The sequence below is a fragment of the Kribbella sp. VKM Ac-2568 genome, from assembly GCF_004345365.1.
GTDB lineage: Bacteria > Actinomycetota > Actinomycetes > Propionibacteriales > Kribbellaceae > Kribbella > Kribbella orskensis.
In genome coordinates this window covers 179894-196439 of record NZ_SLVF01000006.1, presented here as the reverse complement: position 1 = coordinate 196439, position 16546 = coordinate 179894, and the positions used below count along the sequence as shown (strand labels likewise).

Here is a 16546-nt window from a genome sequence, read left to right as displayed (position 1 = left end):
GGTCACACGAACCACACAGGCTGGGGAAAGTCCTGTGGATAACTGTGGGTATCCCGGTGGACACTCTCGTCTTGCCTGTGGATTGGCTGTGTGGATCGCGCATGTCGTCACCAGCCGTCCAGAGAAGACCCCGATTTCATCCACAACCGGTCCCCAGCCACATTCGGCCTCTGACCTGCGAACTCGTCACTTGTCCACAGTTTCCACCGGTGCGAACAACCCTATGGAATCTGTAAGGAAGTCCCAGTCCACAAAAGGGTCTGGGCGCCCAACCTGGGGAAAACCCCGATTTCGTACCTGCTGCCGGCCCCTCTTGCACGACCTGTCAGGCTGTCCTCACAAGCCCCGAAAAGCTCGGGTCGCGACCCGCCCGAACGGCCACGTCAAGCCCGGTTGGCGCACATCACATCTGTCCGTGGCAGGATCTGCCTGGCACACAGCCGAATCAGGAGGCACCCAGCGGTGAAGTTTCGCGTCGAGCGCGACGTACTGGCCGAGTCGGTGGCCTGGGCCGCGCGCAGTTTGCCCAGTCGTCCCAGCGTCCCGATCCTTGCGGGACTTCTCGTCGAAGCCGAGGAAGGGCAGATCACCCTGTCCGGCTTCGACTACGAGACCTCCGTGCGTGTGACCGTGCCCGCCCAGGTGGCGGACACCGGCAAGTGCCTGATCTCCGGCCGGCTTGTCGCCGACATCTCGAAGAGTCTCCCGAACCAGCCCGTGGACATCGCTGTGGATGGCGCGAAGGCGCAAGTCACCTGCGGCACCTCGCGCTTCACGCTCCAGACGCTTCCCACAGAGGAATATCCGGCTCTACCGGACCTGCCGGCAGCCAGCGGCACCGTGCGGAGCGACGTTTTCGCCCAGGCCGTCGCTCAGGTGGTCACCGCCGCGGGCCGGGAGGACACCCTTCCGGTGCTGACCGGCGTACGGGTCGAGATCGAGGGATCCACCATCTCGCTGCTCGCAACCGACCGGTACCGGTTGGCGATCCGCGAACTCGAGTGGAACCCGCAGAGCCCGGATGCCTCTGCTGCAGCCCTTATCCCGGCCCGGGTGCTGTCGGAAACCGCGAAAGCGATGACCGGAACCGACATCATCGTCTCTCTGGCCACCCCTGGCAGCGGTGACGGCATCGTCGGCTTCGAGGGTCAGGTGTCCGGCGGCAACCGGCGCGCCACCACCCGTCTGCTCGATGGCGAGTTCCCCAAGGTTCGCGGCATCATCCCGACCGACGCGGCGATCGCGACCCGGGTGCGGATCGACACCGCCACCCTGATCGAGGCCGTGAAGCGTGTCGCCCTGGTGGCCGAGCGCAACGCGCCCGTCCGGCTGACCTTCTCCGAGGACACCGTGACGCTCGACGCCGGCAGCGGCGACGAGGCGCAGGCATCGGAGTCGATTGAAGCGCGGGTCGTCGGGGAACCGGTGACCGTCGGCTTCAACCCGACCTACCTGCTCGACGGCCTGAACGCGATCGGAACATCGGTCGCCCATCTGGCGTTCACCCAGGCGACGAAGCCGGCCGAGCTGACCGGCGTGAAGGACTTCGAAGGCGACCCGATCAGCGAGTTCCGGTACGTGCTGATGCCGGTCCGCCTGAACAGCTGAACCAGGGAAAAGCCAACAGAACAAGGGGATTCACGATGGAGCTCGGCCTTGTCGGTCTCGGCAAGATGGGCGGCAACATGCGCGAGCGGATGCGTGCCGCGGGCCTGAAGGTGGTCGGCGTCGACCACAACGCGAGCATCTCCGACGCGACGGATCTGGCCGACATGGTCGGCAAGCTGACGGCAGCGGACCAGCCGAAGGTGGTCTGGGTGATGGTGCCGGTGAAGGCCATCGACCCGGTGCTCACCGAGCTCGCCGAGCTGCTGTCCGAGGGTGACATCGTGATCGACGGCGGCAACAGCCGCTGGACCGACGACATCCGCCGGGCCGAGCAGCTCGCCACCAAGGGCATCAAGTTCGTCGACTGCGGTGTCTCCGGCGGGGTCTGGGGTCTGGAGAACGGCTACGCGCTGATGTGCGGTGGAGACACCGAGACGGTCGCGACGGTGATGCCCATCTTCGAGGCGCTCAAGCCCGAGGGTGAGTTCGGTTTCGTGCACGCCGGCAAGGTCGGCGCCGGCCACTTCGCCAAGATGGTCCACAACGGCATCGAGTACGCGATCATGCAGGCGTACGCCGAGGGCTTCGAGCTGCTCGAGGCCGCGGACATCGTCGAGAACGTGCCGGAGACGTTCGACTCCTGGCGCGAGGGCACCGTGATCCGGTCCTGGCTGCTCGACCTGATGGTGAACGCGCTCAACGAAGACACCCACCTGGACAAGATCCGCGGCTACGCCGAAGACTCCGGCGAAGGCCGGTGGACCGTCGAGGCCGCGATCGACCACGCCGTACCGGTGCCGGCGATCGCCGCGTCGTTGTTCGCGCGGTTTGCCTCGCGGCAGGACGACTCCCCCGCGATGAAGGCGATCGCGGCGATGCGGAACCAGTTCGGCGGCCACGCGGTGAAGGGCGCCGAAGACCCGTCGTACGCGACACCGCCGATCAAGCACTGAGGTGTACGTCACCGCCCTGGGTCTGGTCGATTTCCGGTCGTACCAGCAGGCGGAGGTCCAGCTCGCTCCGGGCGTGACCGCCTTCGTCGGACCGAACGGTCAGGGCAAGACCAACCTGGTCGAGGCGATCCACTACACCGCGACGCTCGGCTCCCACCGGGTGGCGAGCGATGCTCCCCTGGTTCGAGCCGGCGCGGCTCGGGCGATCGTGCGCACCGAGGTCCGTTCCGACCACGAACGCGATCTGGTGATCGAGCTGGAAATCAATCCTGGGAGGGCAAATCGGGCTCGGGTCAACCGCGCACCGGTCCCCCGGCCCCGGGAAGTGCTCGGATTGCTGCGTACGGTGCTCTTCGCGCCCGAGGATCTCGCCCTGGTGAAGGGCGACCCGTCCGAGAGGCGACGGTTCCTGGACGAGTTGCTCACCCTGCGGACACCCCGGATGGCAGGTGTCCGGCAGGACTACGACCGCATCCTCAAGCAGCGGAACTCCCTGCTGAAGAGCGCCTCGGTCGCCCGCCGGCAGAACCGCTCGGGCGGTGCCGTCGAGGGCCAGCTACGCACTCTCGAGGTGTGGGACTCGCACCTCGCGCGAGCCGGCTCCGAGCTCCTCGCGACCAGGCTCGAACTGCTGGAATCCCTGCGCCCGTTGGTCTCCGGCTCGTACGACGCTGTTGCCCGAGGCAAGGGTGATGCCCGGCTCGAGTACAAGTCGTCGGTGCCGTTGGAGCCAGGAGTGACCTCGCGCGAAGAGCTCGCGGAGGTGATCCTCAGCGCAGTACACGAGCGGCGGTCGGACGAGCTCGATCGCGGGGTGTCGCTGGTCGGGCCGCACCGCGACGACATGGTGCTCGGGCTCGGGGACTTGCCTGCGAAGGGGTACGCGAGTCACGGTGAGTCCTGGTCGTTCGCGCTCGCGCTGCGGCTGGCGTCGTACGAGTTGCTCAGGTCGGACGGGGGTGAGCCGGTGTTGATCCTGGACGACGTGTTCGCCGAGCTCGACACCCAGCGCCGCGATCGCCTGGCAGAACTGGTCGCGCCCGCGGAACAGGTGCTCGTCACGGCCGCGGTCGGGGCCGACGTGCCGGCGGAGCTGAGCGGAGTTCGGTTCGACGTCGGCGACGGGACGGTCCGCCGTGCCTGAGGACGGGGACCTCCGTCCGGACGCGGACCTGCTCGGCGGGTTCGGAGCGCAGCCTCTGCCCGATCGACCCGAACCGAAACCGCGCGCAGAACCGATCCGGAGCGAGCCGAAACCCCGGAATTCCTCTGAGAGCGGCTTCGAGAGCGAGGTCGACGACTCCCCCGAAACGCCGGAGAAGGGCTCCGAGCACGACAAGAAGGGCCTCGAGCTGGCCAAGTCGCTGGCCGGCCGGCTGAAGGGGATGGCGGCGAATGGCCCGGTCAAACCGGTCAAGCGGACCCGTCGGCGGCGGGCCACCGGCTCGCAGGTCAGCGGATCCCGACCGGACGAGCGCGATCCCCAGCTGCTGACGAACACCCTCGGCCGGCTGATGCGGGAGCAGGGCTGGGAGGTCGACGTCGCGGTGCACGGCGTGATGGCGCGCTGGCCGTCGATCGTCGGACCCGAGATGGCCTCGCACTGCAAGCCCGAGAGCTACCAGGACACCGAGCTCACCGTGCGGACCGACTCGACCGCCTGGGCCACGCAGCTGAAGATGCTGGCGCCCGATCTGGTCCGCCGGCTGAACGCCGAACTCGGCGACGGCACCGTCACCAGGGTCAACGTGCAAGGCCCGCACGCGCCCAGTTGGCGCAAGGGCCCCCGCACTGTCCGAGGCGGTCGCGGCCCTCGTGATACCTACGGCTGACGGACGCCCCTGAGCGAGTCCCAGGAGACCCACCCGATCCCCTAGGATCGGCCCGATGCGCACGATCGTTGACGGTTTCCGCGAGATGGTCCACCTGATCGGCGACACGTTCCGGCTGTGGTGGCGGAACCTGTTGCCCCTGGTGACCTGGTTCCTGGCCGGCTATATCGGCTTCCGGGCCTCCATCAGTGCTGCCATCTGGTTGTCGGAGCACCAGCACTCGAGCCTCGGCGTCGGAGTCTTCTCGGCCGGCGTACTGATCCAGATCGCCGCCACTGTCGGCATGATCCGGACCTGCGCCAACTCGCTCTACCGCTGGCGCGACGCCGCCACCAACAAGGCCGAGGAGACGTCGGACCCGACCCAGCGCGGGCTGTTGGAGTTGCTGTCCATCACCCTGCTGCCGCTGGTCGCCGTCTGGTCGGCCTGGGGATTCCTCGATGACCAGGTCCAGGAGTTGACCACCAGCAACCTCGTGCAGCGTGGTCTGCAGCCGGGTGGACAGTTCTTCGAGCTGGGTGGGACGGCCTATCGCGCCTACCTGCCGGCGATCGTCATCCTGCTGGTCCTGCGCCGGGTGATCGAGGCCATCGACGACCGGTGGCCGAGCAGGCCGGCCAAGTTCACCCAGGTCTGGGCCGAGTCGTTCTTCCTGCTGCTGACCGTGGTGGTCACACCGTTCGCGATCGCGGACTTCAAGTCGTGGTTCAAGGAACGGAACTTCTGGTACCTCTCGGTCGACTGGTGGGACGGCGCGAAGGAGTTCTTCGCCGGCATCCACATCCCGGTCCCGGCCGGCCTCGAGTTCCTCTGGGGCTTCTTCTGGGAGTCCCTCTGGCCGCTGTTCAAGCTCGGCGTCGCCGAACCGCTGACCTGGCTCGCGATCACGACCGTCGTCTTCGGGCACCGGGTGCTGTCCAGCGGTGCGGTCTTCCGAGGCACCCGGCTCGAACGCCGCCTCGGTCATCGGGTCGATCCGGACGCGCCGAAGCAGAACCGGATCGTGGCGCTCACCAACCAGGCGCCGAACCTGCTGTTGGGCGGTCTGCGGGAGAAGTTCTACCCGGCCCTGAACGCGTTCCGGCTGCTGGTCCGGGTCGGCCCGGTCTTCCTTGGCGTGGTCTGCATGGTCTACACCTTCTGGCTGCTCGGCAGCGACTGGGCGTTCGTCGCGCTGCAGCGCGGGATCGGCGTGCACGGGCAGCAGTGGGGCCTGATGAACCACGAGATCGCGGCCGCGATCCGGGACATCGTGTTCGAGACGCTGCGGATCGCCTTGCTGGCCGCCGCTTTCGACCTGTGCATCTCGGTCGGCGCGGAACGCCGGGCAGAGGCAGCGGAGGCAGCGGAGGCCGCTGCGACCGCCGACGAGAAGAAGAGAGAGCCCGAACCCGTCACGGTCTGAGCCGGCCGGCGGCCAATAGGAAGTTGTTCAGGCCCAGGGAGATCAGCGCGTCAGCAGGATGCGCCGGCGCTCTTTGAGGTTCTCGACCTGGATGCCAGTGAGGTGCGGTACGGCGGACTCGGGCACCACGTAGATCTGCGCGAGCTTCCCCGCCTTGTTCCGGGTGAACGGGTGGTCGTCGTCCCCGCAGTACGTCGGCAGCGGGAATCCGTACGCACTCTGGCTCTTCCACAGGTTGCCCCGGTCGTCGCGCAGTTTCGCCTCGCAGGTGAACCCGTCGGAGTCCATCTTCAGCCCGTCCTTCGGCGTGATGGATGCGGTCGCCACGATCACCACCGAACCGGCCGGCTGGTCGAGGTCGATCACCTTCTCGGCGTCGTCCACCAGCTTCGTGTACGGCTGCAGCGAATCGAGCTTCCACTCGACCAGGCCGATCGTGGCCGGTCCGGGACCTACCACCTCGGTGACGGCGCCGTTGTCGTAGACGTTCTCCTCATCGTCCAGATAGACCCGGAGGAGCAGGAAGGCGCTGACGCCGAGCAGCGCGATCAGCAGAGAGATCCGCGCGGTGAGCCGCAGCAGGCGGTTCGAGGGATTCATCAGGCCACCCTGGTGACGGACTTGGGGATCACGTACTCCGGTGCCGCGGTGTCGACGAGTTGCTGGGCGACCTTCTCGTCGGGCACCCCGAGATCGACGGAGACGTCCTGGGTGAGCACCGTCCAGAACTGGACTGTGACGAAGTTGAGGGTGAGCCCGTTGAGGTCCGCGGTGTTCACCTCGAAGACGAGACTGCCGGACCGGGCGAAACCAGGCTCGGCGAAGTCGGCGCCGTTGACGATCGTCGCGGCGACCGGCCGGTACTCCGTGCCGTCGTCGGTGGTCAGGGTGGCGTCGTTGCTGCCGACCTCCTCGGTGCCTCGGACCGTCTCGTACTCGACCGCGACGAAGGCGCCGTTGGTCTCGACCGGCTTGTCGTCGTTGTAGACGTAGGCCTTGGCGACCTTCATCCGGTGCACGGTGATGGTCGAGTCGCGGTACTTCAGCGTCTCGCCGATGGTGCCGTGCACGATCTCCCGGTTCTCCGAGTCGTACACCTTTTCCGGCGTCGCCAGCCGGGTCAGTCCGCCGAGCAGCACGAAGAGGACGCCGACGAGCACCGTGCTGGTGCGATACAGCTTCACTTGGTCTCCGTCGTGGTCGTCGTGGGCACCCGGACCACCATGGCGGCCTTCTCGTTGTGCCAGTACGGGTCCTCGGACGCGCCGAGCAAACCGATGTCGGAGTCGTAGCTCTCCGCCAGGAAGCCGAACTCGAGCTTGTCCCCGGTGAAGTTGGCCGGTACCTCGAACTTCGTGGTACAGGACTCGGCCGGCAGGCCGTAGACGAAGACCCAGTTGATCGCGCCGCGGCAGGTCGCGCCGTTCGACTCGATCGGGTCCTCGCCGCCGCCGACGACCAGAAGAACCATCTTGCCCGACAGCGAGTTGCTCTTGTGCTCCTCGTCGTCGATGTTCTTCACGTCGAACGACAGTTCCACCCGCGCCTTCGCCGGGTCGTACTTCGTCTTCGGCGTCCGGATGATCTGCGCCGAGGTGACGCCGAACTCGTACCGGCCGGCCTCGAAGGTGGTGGGCGCGTCGACGGTGTCGACCGTGCGGCCCTTCTTCTCCTTCCAGCCTCCGGTGAACAGGATGACGACGACCAGGACGACGACCAGGGCGAGGGCGATCAGCCATTTGCGCCGGTGCCGGTGGATCACCCGGTCGGCGATCATGGCGTCGATGACGTCGTCGAGACTTTCCACGGCAGCGATCCTAAGGGGCGTGAGGGGCGGTCGGCCCGGTCCGTCGGGTCTCGCCCGGCAGACAGTCAGCCGTGATCCGGCCAGAAGCCACTGAGCGCCGTGAGCGCTTTCGGAGCCCCCACCCCGCGTGGGGGGACATGGACAGGAGTCCGAAAACACGCCCTGTCCACAGTTAGAGCCGCCTCATGGCAGGTTCTGCTTCGGTCGACGGGTAAGATGGAGCTGTTGAGAAAGCCGCACCGCTGATGAACACAGTAGGGGCGGCTTCTACTGTGCATCAATGCCCCGCGCGCGCGGGGTCCGAGGAGGACAACAGCCGGTGACCGACGAGCCGACCGAGATCGACGTAACCCCGTCCGCCGACAGCACCGGCACCGAAATACCGCTCAGCGTGATCCCCTCCAGCATCGTGGAGCAGGAGTACGACGCGAGCGCGATCCAGGTCCTCGAGGGCCTCGACGCGGTCCGTAAACGGCCGGGCATGTACATCGGGTCCACCGGTGAACGCGGTCTGCACCACCTGGTCTACGAGGTGGTCGACAACGCGGTGGACGAGGCGCTCGCCGGGTACTGCGACAAGATCGTGGTCACGCTGCTGGCCGACGGCGGTGTGAGCGTCGTCGACAACGGCCGCGGTATCCCGGTCGGCATCGTCGAGTCCGAGGGCAAGCCGGCCGTCACGGTCGTACTCACCGTGCTGCACGCCGGCGGCAAGTTCGGCGGCGGCGGTTACAAGGTGTCCGGTGGTCTGCACGGCGTCGGCGTCTCCGTGGTGAACGCGCTGTCCAGCCGCCTGCGGGTGGACGTCAAGACGAACGGCAAGGCCTACACCCAGTCCTTCACCGTCGGCGTGCCTGATGCGGACCTGGCCGAGGTCGGGACGTCGGACTCGAACGGCACCACGATCACCTTCTGGCCCAGCCCGGACGTCTTCGAGACGACGGTCTTCTCCTTCGAGACGCTGTCCACCCGCTTCCGCGAGTACGCGTTCCTGAACAAGGGCCTCGAGCTGGTGATCCGGGACGAGCGCCCGGACCACACCGCCGACGGCGAGCCGGTCGAGCAGTCCTTCAAGTACGACGACGGCCTGGTCGACTACGTCAAGTACCTGACCGGCATCCGCGAGACCGTGCACCGCGACGTGATCGCCTTCGAGGCGGCCCAGGGTGACGACAGCCTCAGCCTCGAGGTGGCGATGCAGTGGAGCGGCTCGTTCCAGGAGTCGGTGCACACCTTCGCGAACACGATCAACACGCATGAGGGCGGCACCCACGAAGAGGGCTTCCGGGCCGCGCTCACCTCACTGGTCAACTCCTTCGGCGAGGACCAGGGCATGATCAAGAAGAAGGAGGACAGGCTCACCGGCGACGACGTGCGCGAGGGCCTGACCGCGATCATCTCGGTCAAGCTGGGCAACCCGCAGTTCGAGGGCCAGACCAAGACCAAGCTCGGCAACACCGAGGTGAAGGGCTTCGTCCAGCGGGTCGTGAACGACCGGCTCGGTGCCTGGTTCGAGCAGAACCCGGCCGAGGGCCGCGAGATCATCCGCAAGGCCACCGCGGCCGCGAGTGCCCGGATCGCCGCCCGCAAAGCGCGCGACCTGGCCCGCAACCGCAAGGGTCTGCTGGGTGGCGGCGGGCTGCCGGGCAAGCTGTCCGACTGCCAGTCGACGAACCCGGAGGAGTGCGAGGTCTACATCGTCGAGGGTGACTCGGCCGGTGGCTCCGCCAAGGGTGGTCGCGATCCGAAGTTCCAGGCCATCCTGCCGATCCGGGGCAAGATCCTGAACGTCGAGAAGGCGCGGATCGACAAGGTCCTGCAGAACAACGAGGTCCAAGCGATCATCTCCGCCCTCGGCACCGGGATCCACGAGGACTTCGACGAGGAGAAGCTCCGGTACCACAAGATCGTGATCATGGCCGACGCCGACGTCGACGGCCAGCACATCCGGACGCTGCTGCTCACCCTGCTGTTCCGGTTCATGCGGCCGCTGATCGAGCGCGGTCACGTGTACGCCGCGCAGCCGCCGCTGTACAAGATCCGGTGGAGCAACTCGCCGCACGAGCTGGCCTACACCGAGCGCGAGAAGGACGGCCTGATGGCGGCGGGCGCCGAGGCCGGCAAGAAGTTGCCGAAGGAGAACGGCACGCAGCGGTACAAGGGCCTGGGTGAGATGAACGCGCAGGAGCTGTGGGAGACCACGATGGACCCGGCCAACCGGGTGCTGCTGCAGATCACCCTGGACGACGCCGCCCGTGCCGACGAGACCTTCGCGACGCTGATGGGCGACGACATCGAGGCTCGCCGGAACTTCATCCAGCGCAACGCCAAGGACGTCCGCTTCCTTGATATCTAGGCCCGCCGCGTCCGCCGGAGCCGAGGCAGCCCACGGTTGCCCGGGCCTGGCGGACCACTCGCAGCGCCGACCTCACCGACGTACTGAAACGAACGGGACGAGCACCAGATGACCGAGACCCCCATTTCTCCGGGACACGACCGGATCGAGCCCCTCGATCTGCAGACGGAGATGCAGCAGTCGTACCTCGACTACGCGATGGCCGTCATCGTCGGCCGCGCGCTGCCGGAGGTGCGCGACGGCCTCAAGCCGGTGCACCGTCGCATCCTCTATGCGATGTACGACGGTGGCTACCGGCCGGACCGGGGCTTCTCCAAGTGCTCGCGCGTCGTCGGTGACGTGATGGGTCAGTACCACCCGCACGGTGACTCGGCGATCTACGACACCCTGGTACGGCTGGCGCAGCCGTGGGTGATGCGCGCGCCGATGATCCAGGGACAGGGCAACTTCGGCTCGCCGGGTAACGACCCGGCCGCCGCGATGCGGTACACCGAGTGCCGGCTGGCCCCGCTGGCGATGGAGATGGTGCGCGACATCGACCAGGACACGGTCGACTTCCGCCCCAACTACGACGGCCGCTCGCAGGAGCCGGTGATCCTGCCCAGCCGCTTCCCGAACCTGCTGGTGAACGGCTCCGCCGGCATCGCGGTCGGGATGGCGACGCAGATTCCGCCGCACAACCTGCGCGAGGTCGCTGCTGCCGCGAACTGGTGCCTGGAGAACCCGGACGCCACCCAGGAAGAGGTCCTGGCGGCGTGCATGGAGCACATCAAGGGCCCGGACTTCCCGAACGGCGCGCTGATCGTCGGCTACAAGGGCATCGACGACGCCTACCGCACCGGTCGTGGCTCGGTCACGATGCGCGCGGTGGTCGACATCGAGGAGGACGCCAAGGGCCGGACCAGCCTGGTCGTCTCCGAGCTGCCCTACATGGTCAACCCGGACAACCTGGCGCAGAAGATCGCCGAGCTGGTCAACACCGGCAAGATGAACGGCATCGCCGACATCCGCGACGACACGTCGTCCCGGACCGGCCAGCGCCTGGTGATCGTGCTGAAGCGCGACGCCCAGCCGCGCGTAGTACTGAACAACCTCTACAAGCACACACAGCTGCAGGACACCTTCGGCTGCAACATGCTCGCGCTGGTCGACGGCGTACCGCGCACGCTCAGCGTGGACCTGTTCATCACGCACTGGATCGACCACCAGATCGAGGTCATCCAGCGCCGGACCCGCTACCGCCTCCGCGAGGCCGAGAAGCAGGCCCACATCTACCGCGGCTACGTGAAGGCGCTCGACGCGCTGGACGAGGTCATCGCGCTGATCCGGCGCAGCCCGGACGTCGACGAGGCCCGCCAGGGCCTGATCAGCCTGCTGGACATCGACGAGGTGCAGGCCCAGGCGATCCTGGACATGCAGCTGCGCCGGCTGGCCGCCCTGGAGCGGCAGAAGATCATCGACCGGCTGAACGAGCTCGAGGCCGTCATCGCCGACCTCGAGGACATCCTGGCCGACCCGGTGCGGCAGCGGAACATCGTCCGCGACGAGCTGGCCGAGATCGTCGAGAAGTTCGGCGACGAGCGGCGGACCGAGATCATCGCGGCCGACGGCGACCTGTCCGTCCAGGACCTCGTCCCGGACGAGGAAGTGGTCGTCACGATCACCCGCGGCGGCTACGCGAAGCGCACCAAGACCGACCTGTACCGCACGCAGAACCGCGGCGGCAAGGGCGTTCGGGGCGCGACGATGCGGGCCGAGGATGAGATCGGGCACTTCTTCGCCACCACGAACCACCACTGGATGCTGTTCTTCACCACCAAGGGCCGGGTCTACCGGGCCAAGGTGTGGCAGCTGCCCGAGTCCGCGCGCGACGCCAAGGGCTCGCACGTGGCAGGTCTGCTCTCGTTCCAGCCGGACGAGGAGATCGCCCAGGTCCTGACGCTGCGCGACTACGAGCAGGAGCCGTACCTGTTGCTGGCCACCAAGCGTGGTCTGGTGAAGAAGACGGCGCTGACCGACTACGACTCGGCCCGGCAGAGCGGCATCATCGCGGTCAACTTCCGCGACGAGGACGACGAGCTGATCGGTGCGGAGCTCGCCTCGGCCGAGGACGACCTGATGCTGGTCTCCAGGAAGGGCCAGTCGATCCGCTTCACCGCGAACGACGAGCAACTGCGCCCGATGGGCCGGGCCACCTCCGGCGTCACCGGGATGAAGTTCCGCAACGGCGACGAGCTGCTCTCGATGGCCGTGATCCGGGCCGGCTCGGAGGAGGACACGCAGTACGTCTTCACCGTGACGGACGCCGGCTACGCCAAGCGCAGCCGCGTCTCGGAGTACCGCCAGCAGGGTCGTGGCGGTCTCGGCATCAAGGCGGTCAAGCTGAACGACGAGCGTGGCTCGCTGGTCGGCGCGCTGATCGTCGTCGACTCCGACCAGGTGCTCGCGATCAAGTCCAGCGGGCAGGTCGTGCGCAGCCGGGTGGACAGCGTTCCGGTCAAGGGCCGCGACACCATGGGGGTTAAGTTCGCGGGCGTCGGGGAATCTGATGCTGTGGTCGCGATCGCCCGCAATACCGATCTCACCGTCGAGATCGAGGGTGTCGAAGGCGCCGGTGAAGTTGCTGCCCAGGATGTGGACGGACTGCCAACCGAACAGGCCCCTCAGAGCGTCCAGGATGATGACCAGCATTCGACGGACGTCGACGGCGCGGCTACCGTCGAAGGAGACGAAGCCGGCCAGGAGGGCACCTGATGACCAACCGCGCGAGGCCGACATGGCCTGACGGGGCGGACAGCGGCAAATCCGAGCGGCCCTCGCAAGGCGGCAACGGGAAGTCCCGGTCCACCCCCACGGCCACACCGACCTCCAACGGTCGTACCACACCCAGCGCCAACGGCAAGAGTTCCGCCAACGGCAACGGCACCCCCGGCAACGGCCAGCCAAGACCCAGTACTCCGAACGGGCAGTCCGGCGAGATCCGCCAGCAGCCCCGTCCGGGTGCTCCGGCGAACCAGCCGGGGCAGGCGAGCGAGGCCAAGCCGTCGCGGCCGCCGCAGCAGCCATCGGTCCGGCCAGTCGTCAAGCAGAACCCGCCAGTGGTTCCGCCGTCGTCTCACGGGTCTTCGCAGGCTCCTTCGGGACAGCGACCGCCGCTGGCTACCCCGAGCACGCCGGGTCGTCCGGAGCCGCGGTTCCCAGCTCCCGCTGGTCAGCCTGGGGGCGGCCAGCCCGCGACTCCGTCGTACGGACAGACCGGCAAGGCGTCCACCGGCGAGTCCTTCGGGGACCGGGTGAACGCAGCCAAGCAGGCGGTGATGGACAAGGCCGGCGCGCTCAAGGAGGCGGCGACCTCGGGCGCTGACACGAAGGCCCGGAACGGCACCGAGAGCAAGCCGAACCGGTTCGGCATCAAGACGGACGCGAAGGCCGAGGCGCCTGGTGTGGGCACCGGCGCGGCGGTCGCCGCCAAGTCGACCACTGGGACCCGCACGACGACCTCGCCGAGCGTGAAGACGTCGACGAGGCATCAGACCCGCAAGGCCCGGCTGCGGCTGTCGCGGCTGGACCCGTGGTCGGTGATGAAGACCTCGTTCCTGCTGTCGATCGCCTTCGGCATCGTCGTCTGGGTCGCGGTGTTCATCGTCTGGTCCGCGATCGGCGCGGCCGGCGTCTTCGACAACATCAACAACACGGTGACGGAGGTCCTGGGTACTCCGGCGGCCGAGCCGTTCCGGATCGAGAACTACATCAACACCGGCAAGGTGATGGGATTCACCACCCTGCTGGCCTGCGCGGATGTGCTGATCATCACCGCGCTGGCGACGCTCGGATCCTTCCTCTACAACATCGCGGCCACCCTGCTGGGCGGCCTCGAAGTGACGCTCGCGTCCGAAGACTGACGGCTGGAACCGGGTTCGATCGGGCCGCGGCCCGGCCCGATCGGAACCGGTTTGGGAGACAGGCGTTCAGTGCGGTAATCTCTCCCGGGTTCGACCCCGCAACGCGGGCCTATAGCTCAGACGGTTAGAGCGCTGCCCTGATAAGGCAGAGGTCACTGGTTCAAGTCCAGTTAGGCCCACCCCCAGATCGACAAGCGATCCAAGGAGTCCCGGTGCTGAAGAAGGTTCTGCTGGTCCTGCTGGCCAGCATCGGTGGATACTTCGCTTACAAGAAGACCCAGCAGGCCCGCGCCGAGCAGGACCTTTGGGCCGAGGCTGTCGACCCGGTCACCCCGGGCCGCTGACCACCCCCACGGGGGCGTAGCTCAACTGGCAGAGCACTGCCTTTGCAAGGCAGGGGTTAGGGGTTCGAGTCCCCTCGTCTCCACAACCTTCTTCCCCTAAGTCAGAGCCTGATTCCTGGCTCCCTCCCCCACCGAGGTTGACCGCCAGATCCATCCGTGCCACACGCGTGCCACATCAGCCTTGCACCTCGTCGTCGCCCTGGTCCTCACGTGCGGCGTCGATCTGGGCGCTGAGCCCGTCTGCGATGTGGGTCGCGACCTGGGCCCCTCTGGTGGCTCCTGATCGCGCTTACGCGTGGGCCGAACGGCAGACGGGAAGACACAGGCATCCTCGATGGCTGGGGGCAGTGCCGGGCAGCCTCGCAACCAGGCTAGGTTCTGATCGATCAGGTGGCCGGAATGCGGCCCGTGCGCGATCAGTGGAGGTCGTAATGGTGCGGAGCTGGCTGAGGCAGCGGATGCGGTCGCTGGATGTGGCAATGGGAACGAGGTATCCCGATCGTCCGGACGGCAGCGAAGCTGGTAAGTCTCGCTACGCATTCGGGGCTTACACAACTGTTTCAGATGTCCTCGACCACGACCTAGACGAGCTCCGCCGACGAGTTGAGCGGCTGGAACAGCGCCTCGATCCCGACGCCCGCTGATGTAGCGGGTCCGGCCGGTCAGCAACGGTCACTGGCCAGCCGGACACGACACTCATCGCTTCACTGCTCAGCCAGGCGGAGCTGCCCGGTTCGCCTCTGCACGGCAGAGGTTAGGGGTTCGAGTCCCCTCCTCTCCACAAACCTCTTTCCCCATGTCAGAGTGCCGGGAACTGCTTGAGGCAGGCCTGTGCACGTGGGTGCGGGTCTGACCAGTAGCTCTCGGGCGGTCTGCACCGATGGGTCTCGCAATAGCTGTGGAGATTGTCCTCCGCTACCGGCAGAGTCTGGATCGGCTCGCATTCAAATTCCTCGCTCATGCGGACGAGCTCGTCCAGGGTCGTCCAACCAACCGGCGTGGTCGAAGGCCTCGGTTCCGTTGCTCACGACGTGGAACGCATCCCGCTCGCCAGCCATGCGAAGGTCCACGAGTTGGAAGCCGGCGTCCGGATATGTCTCCAGAAACGTCCAGGCCAGGATGTGGCACGCATTCGCTGAGACCGGTAGCCGCTCGGCCAGGCAGGCTGGTTGGTGGCTGGCGGGGATTTCAGGGGCGAGGATGTTTGGCGGGTCTTGCGCCGTGGCGCCAGCTGCGGACTACCCAGATGATTCCGACGAGGGCGTTGAGTGCCAGGGCGGCGTCGTACATCACATGGAAGACCCAGAGCTCCCTTGGTGTCGGAACCTCCTCCCAGTAGCTACCGTCCGGCCAGTCCGCGACCCAGCCGCTTCCGGTGATTCCTTGGGTCATCCAGATCGCCCAGCCGTACGTCGCGTCCCATATTCCGTGGAGTGCGGCGACGCCGGCGAGCGTCCAACCCACCCGCATGGTGAAGCGGAACCCGCCGTTGGCTCGAGCGGTGGCTGCGAAAAGGGCTCCACCGAGCAGCGCGGTCCAGGTCAGGTGGCCGAAGGGGGCGAGCATGGCTCGCGTCACCTCGGTCTGCAGGATGTTCAGCTCGGGGTGGTCATCGGTGTGCTGGACATACGCGTAGAAGGCGTAGCCCGTGCTTTCGAAGGCGGAGAAGCCGGCGCCTACAGTGGCGCCCAGGACCATCCCTCCATGTACCGTGCGCTCGCGTAGTCGCCAGGCGACCGCCACCAGCACTGCACCCTTGGAGACCTCCTCGATCAAGCCGACGCCGAAGAACCCGAGCGCGTTGCCCACCGGCCCAGCCCCGGTCGGCAGCAGGTAGATCTCCGTCACGGCGGATACGACGACCCCGATCGTCCCCGCCGCGAGAAACCCCGTGAGGACAACACTGGTGGTCAGGTTGCAGTCGTCCAGCCGAGCCAGCGCGAACGTCACGACCGTGATCGGCACCAGAAAGCTGCCGATCAGGAACAGGGTCGGTATCAGGATCTCGTCGTCAGTGACCGCTGTCACCCCAGCCGCCAGCACCCAGACCAGCAGGCCGACGAGGAGAACCGCGCGCCACGCGCGCTTCCCAGCGACAACGGGGATCTCCACAGGTTGATTCGCCACGCCCGGACTCTGACAGCCAAACGGCCACGGAACATCGTCCCCCGAGGGTGAGATCGCGTACGGCCACCTCGCCGGTCAGGGAGTCACCGACCTGCAGCACCCGATCAGGTGGAAGACCCAGTAGGTCGAGGGCCAGTCGGAATTGCCCGGGGGACGTAGGTCACATTCGTGCTGCCTGACATCGTGGGGGGCCGTTTCGTCGGAGTTGTGTA

General features: G+C 67.1%; 13 protein-coding genes and 2 tRNA genes. 11 read left to right on the top strand and 4 right to left on the bottom strand.

Features of this window, described 5'->3' with window-relative positions; translation table 11 throughout:
* Positions 1-462: 462 nt before the first annotated feature.
* Genes dnaN through EV648_RS18845 form a run of 5 tightly spaced genes read left to right on the top strand, consistent with a single transcriptional unit; the run spans position 463 to position 5798 of the window.
* Positions 463-1608: a DNA polymerase III subunit beta gene (gene dnaN / locus EV648_RS18865; protein WP_132292975.1), complete on the top strand. Its 1146-nt coding sequence runs from the start codon at positions 463-465 to the stop codon at positions 1606-1608.
* A 35-nt stretch (positions 1609-1643) separates the two neighbouring features.
* Entirely contained in the window at positions 1644-2561 is a 918-nt protein-coding gene (gnd, locus tag EV648_RS18860) for a phosphogluconate dehydrogenase (NAD(+)-dependent, decarboxylating) (protein ID WP_132292972.1), read from the top strand.
* Position 2562: 1 nt separating this feature from the next.
* Positions 2563-3705 (top strand): DNA replication/repair protein RecF, encoded by a 1143-nt coding sequence (recF, locus tag EV648_RS18855; protein WP_132292969.1) that lies wholly within the window; start codon positions 2563-2565, stop codon positions 3703-3705.
* Positions 3698-4393, top strand: a complete 696-nt coding sequence (locus tag EV648_RS18850; protein ID WP_370452729.1) for a DUF721 domain-containing protein — start codon at positions 3698-3700, stop codon at positions 4391-4393. Before recF ends, EV648_RS18850 begins: the two co-directional genes overlap by 8 nt.
* Positions 4394-4448: 55 nt before the next feature.
* Positions 4449-5798 (top strand): hypothetical protein, encoded by a 1350-nt coding sequence (locus EV648_RS18845; protein WP_132292966.1) that lies wholly within the window; start codon positions 4449-4451, stop codon positions 5796-5798.
* 42 nt (positions 5799-5840) lie between these two features.
* Here EV648_RS18845 and EV648_RS18840 read toward each other — a convergent pair whose 3' ends face one another.
* From EV648_RS18840 to EV648_RS18830, 3 genes are read right to left on the bottom strand one after another with little or no spacing between them, the layout of a single operon-like run.
* Positions 5841-6398 (bottom strand): hypothetical protein, encoded by a 558-nt coding sequence (locus EV648_RS18840; RefSeq protein ID WP_132292963.1) that lies wholly within the window; start codon positions 6396-6398, stop codon positions 5841-5843.
* Positions 6398-6982, bottom strand: a complete 585-nt coding sequence (locus EV648_RS18835; RefSeq protein ID WP_132292960.1) for a hypothetical protein — start codon at positions 6980-6982, stop codon at positions 6398-6400. The genes EV648_RS18840 and EV648_RS18835 overlap by 1 nt, the downstream gene beginning before the upstream one ends.
* Positions 6979-7605, bottom strand: a complete 627-nt coding sequence (locus tag EV648_RS18830) for a hypothetical protein (protein WP_132292957.1) — start codon at positions 7603-7605, stop codon at positions 6979-6981. The genes EV648_RS18835 and EV648_RS18830 overlap by 4 nt, the downstream gene beginning before the upstream one ends.
* A gap of 280 nt (positions 7606-7885) precedes the next feature.
* On the opposite strand from EV648_RS18830, the gene gyrB reads away from it, so the two are divergent.
* From gyrB to EV648_RS18805, 6 genes are all read left to right on the top strand, one after another.
* Positions 7886-9961 (top strand): DNA topoisomerase (ATP-hydrolyzing) subunit B, encoded by a 2076-nt coding sequence (gene gyrB, locus EV648_RS18825; protein ID WP_370452728.1) that lies wholly within the window; start codon positions 7886-7888, stop codon positions 9959-9961.
* Positions 9962-10069: 108 nt separating this feature from the next.
* Positions 10070-12715 (top strand): DNA gyrase subunit A, encoded by a 2646-nt coding sequence (gyrA, locus tag EV648_RS18820; RefSeq protein WP_132292951.1) that lies wholly within the window; start codon positions 10070-10072, stop codon positions 12713-12715.
* Positions 12715-13863, top strand: coding sequence for a DUF3566 domain-containing protein (locus tag EV648_RS44155; protein ID WP_132292948.1), 1149 nt, complete (start codon positions 12715-12717; stop codon positions 13861-13863). Before gyrA ends, EV648_RS44155 begins: the two co-directional genes overlap by 1 nt.
* A 105-nt stretch (positions 13864-13968) precedes the next feature.
* A tRNA-Ile gene (locus EV648_RS18810) sits at positions 13969-14042 on the top strand.
* 33 nt (positions 14043-14075) lie between these two features.
* Entirely contained in the window at positions 14076-14207 is a 132-nt protein-coding gene (locus EV648_RS44150) for a DLW-39 family protein (RefSeq protein ID WP_241995359.1), read from the top strand.
* 10 nt (positions 14208-14217) lie between these two features.
* A tRNA-Ala gene (locus tag EV648_RS18805) sits at positions 14218-14290 on the top strand.
* A 1105-nt stretch (positions 14291-15395) separates the two neighbouring features.
* Here EV648_RS18805 and EV648_RS18800 read toward each other — a convergent pair.
* Positions 15396-16334 (bottom strand): PrsW family intramembrane metalloprotease, encoded by a 939-nt coding sequence (locus EV648_RS18800; protein WP_158294020.1) that lies wholly within the window; start codon positions 16332-16334, stop codon positions 15396-15398.
* Positions 16335-16546: the final 212 nt, after the last annotated feature.

Coding starts and splice junctions, on each gene's coding strand:
- gnd (WP_132292972.1), top strand. CDS start 1,644: ATGGAGCTCGGCCTTGTCGGTCTCGGCAAGATGGGCGGCAACATGCGC.
- EV648_RS18845 (WP_132292966.1), top strand. CDS start 4,449: ATGCGCACGATCGTTGACGGTTTCCGCGAGATGGTCCACCTGATCGGC.
- EV648_RS18840 (WP_132292963.1), bottom strand. CDS start 6,398: ATGAATCCCTCGAACCGCCTGCTGCGGCTCACCGCGCGGATCTCTCTG.
- gyrB (WP_370452728.1), top strand. CDS start 7,886: ATGCCCCGCGCGCGCGGGGTCCGAGGAGGACAACAGCCGGTGACCGAC.
- gyrA (WP_132292951.1), top strand. CDS start 10,070: ATGACCGAGACCCCCATTTCTCCGGGACACGACCGGATCGAGCCCCTC.
- EV648_RS44155 (WP_132292948.1), top strand. CDS start 12,715: ATGACCAACCGCGCGAGGCCGACATGGCCTGACGGGGCGGACAGCGGC.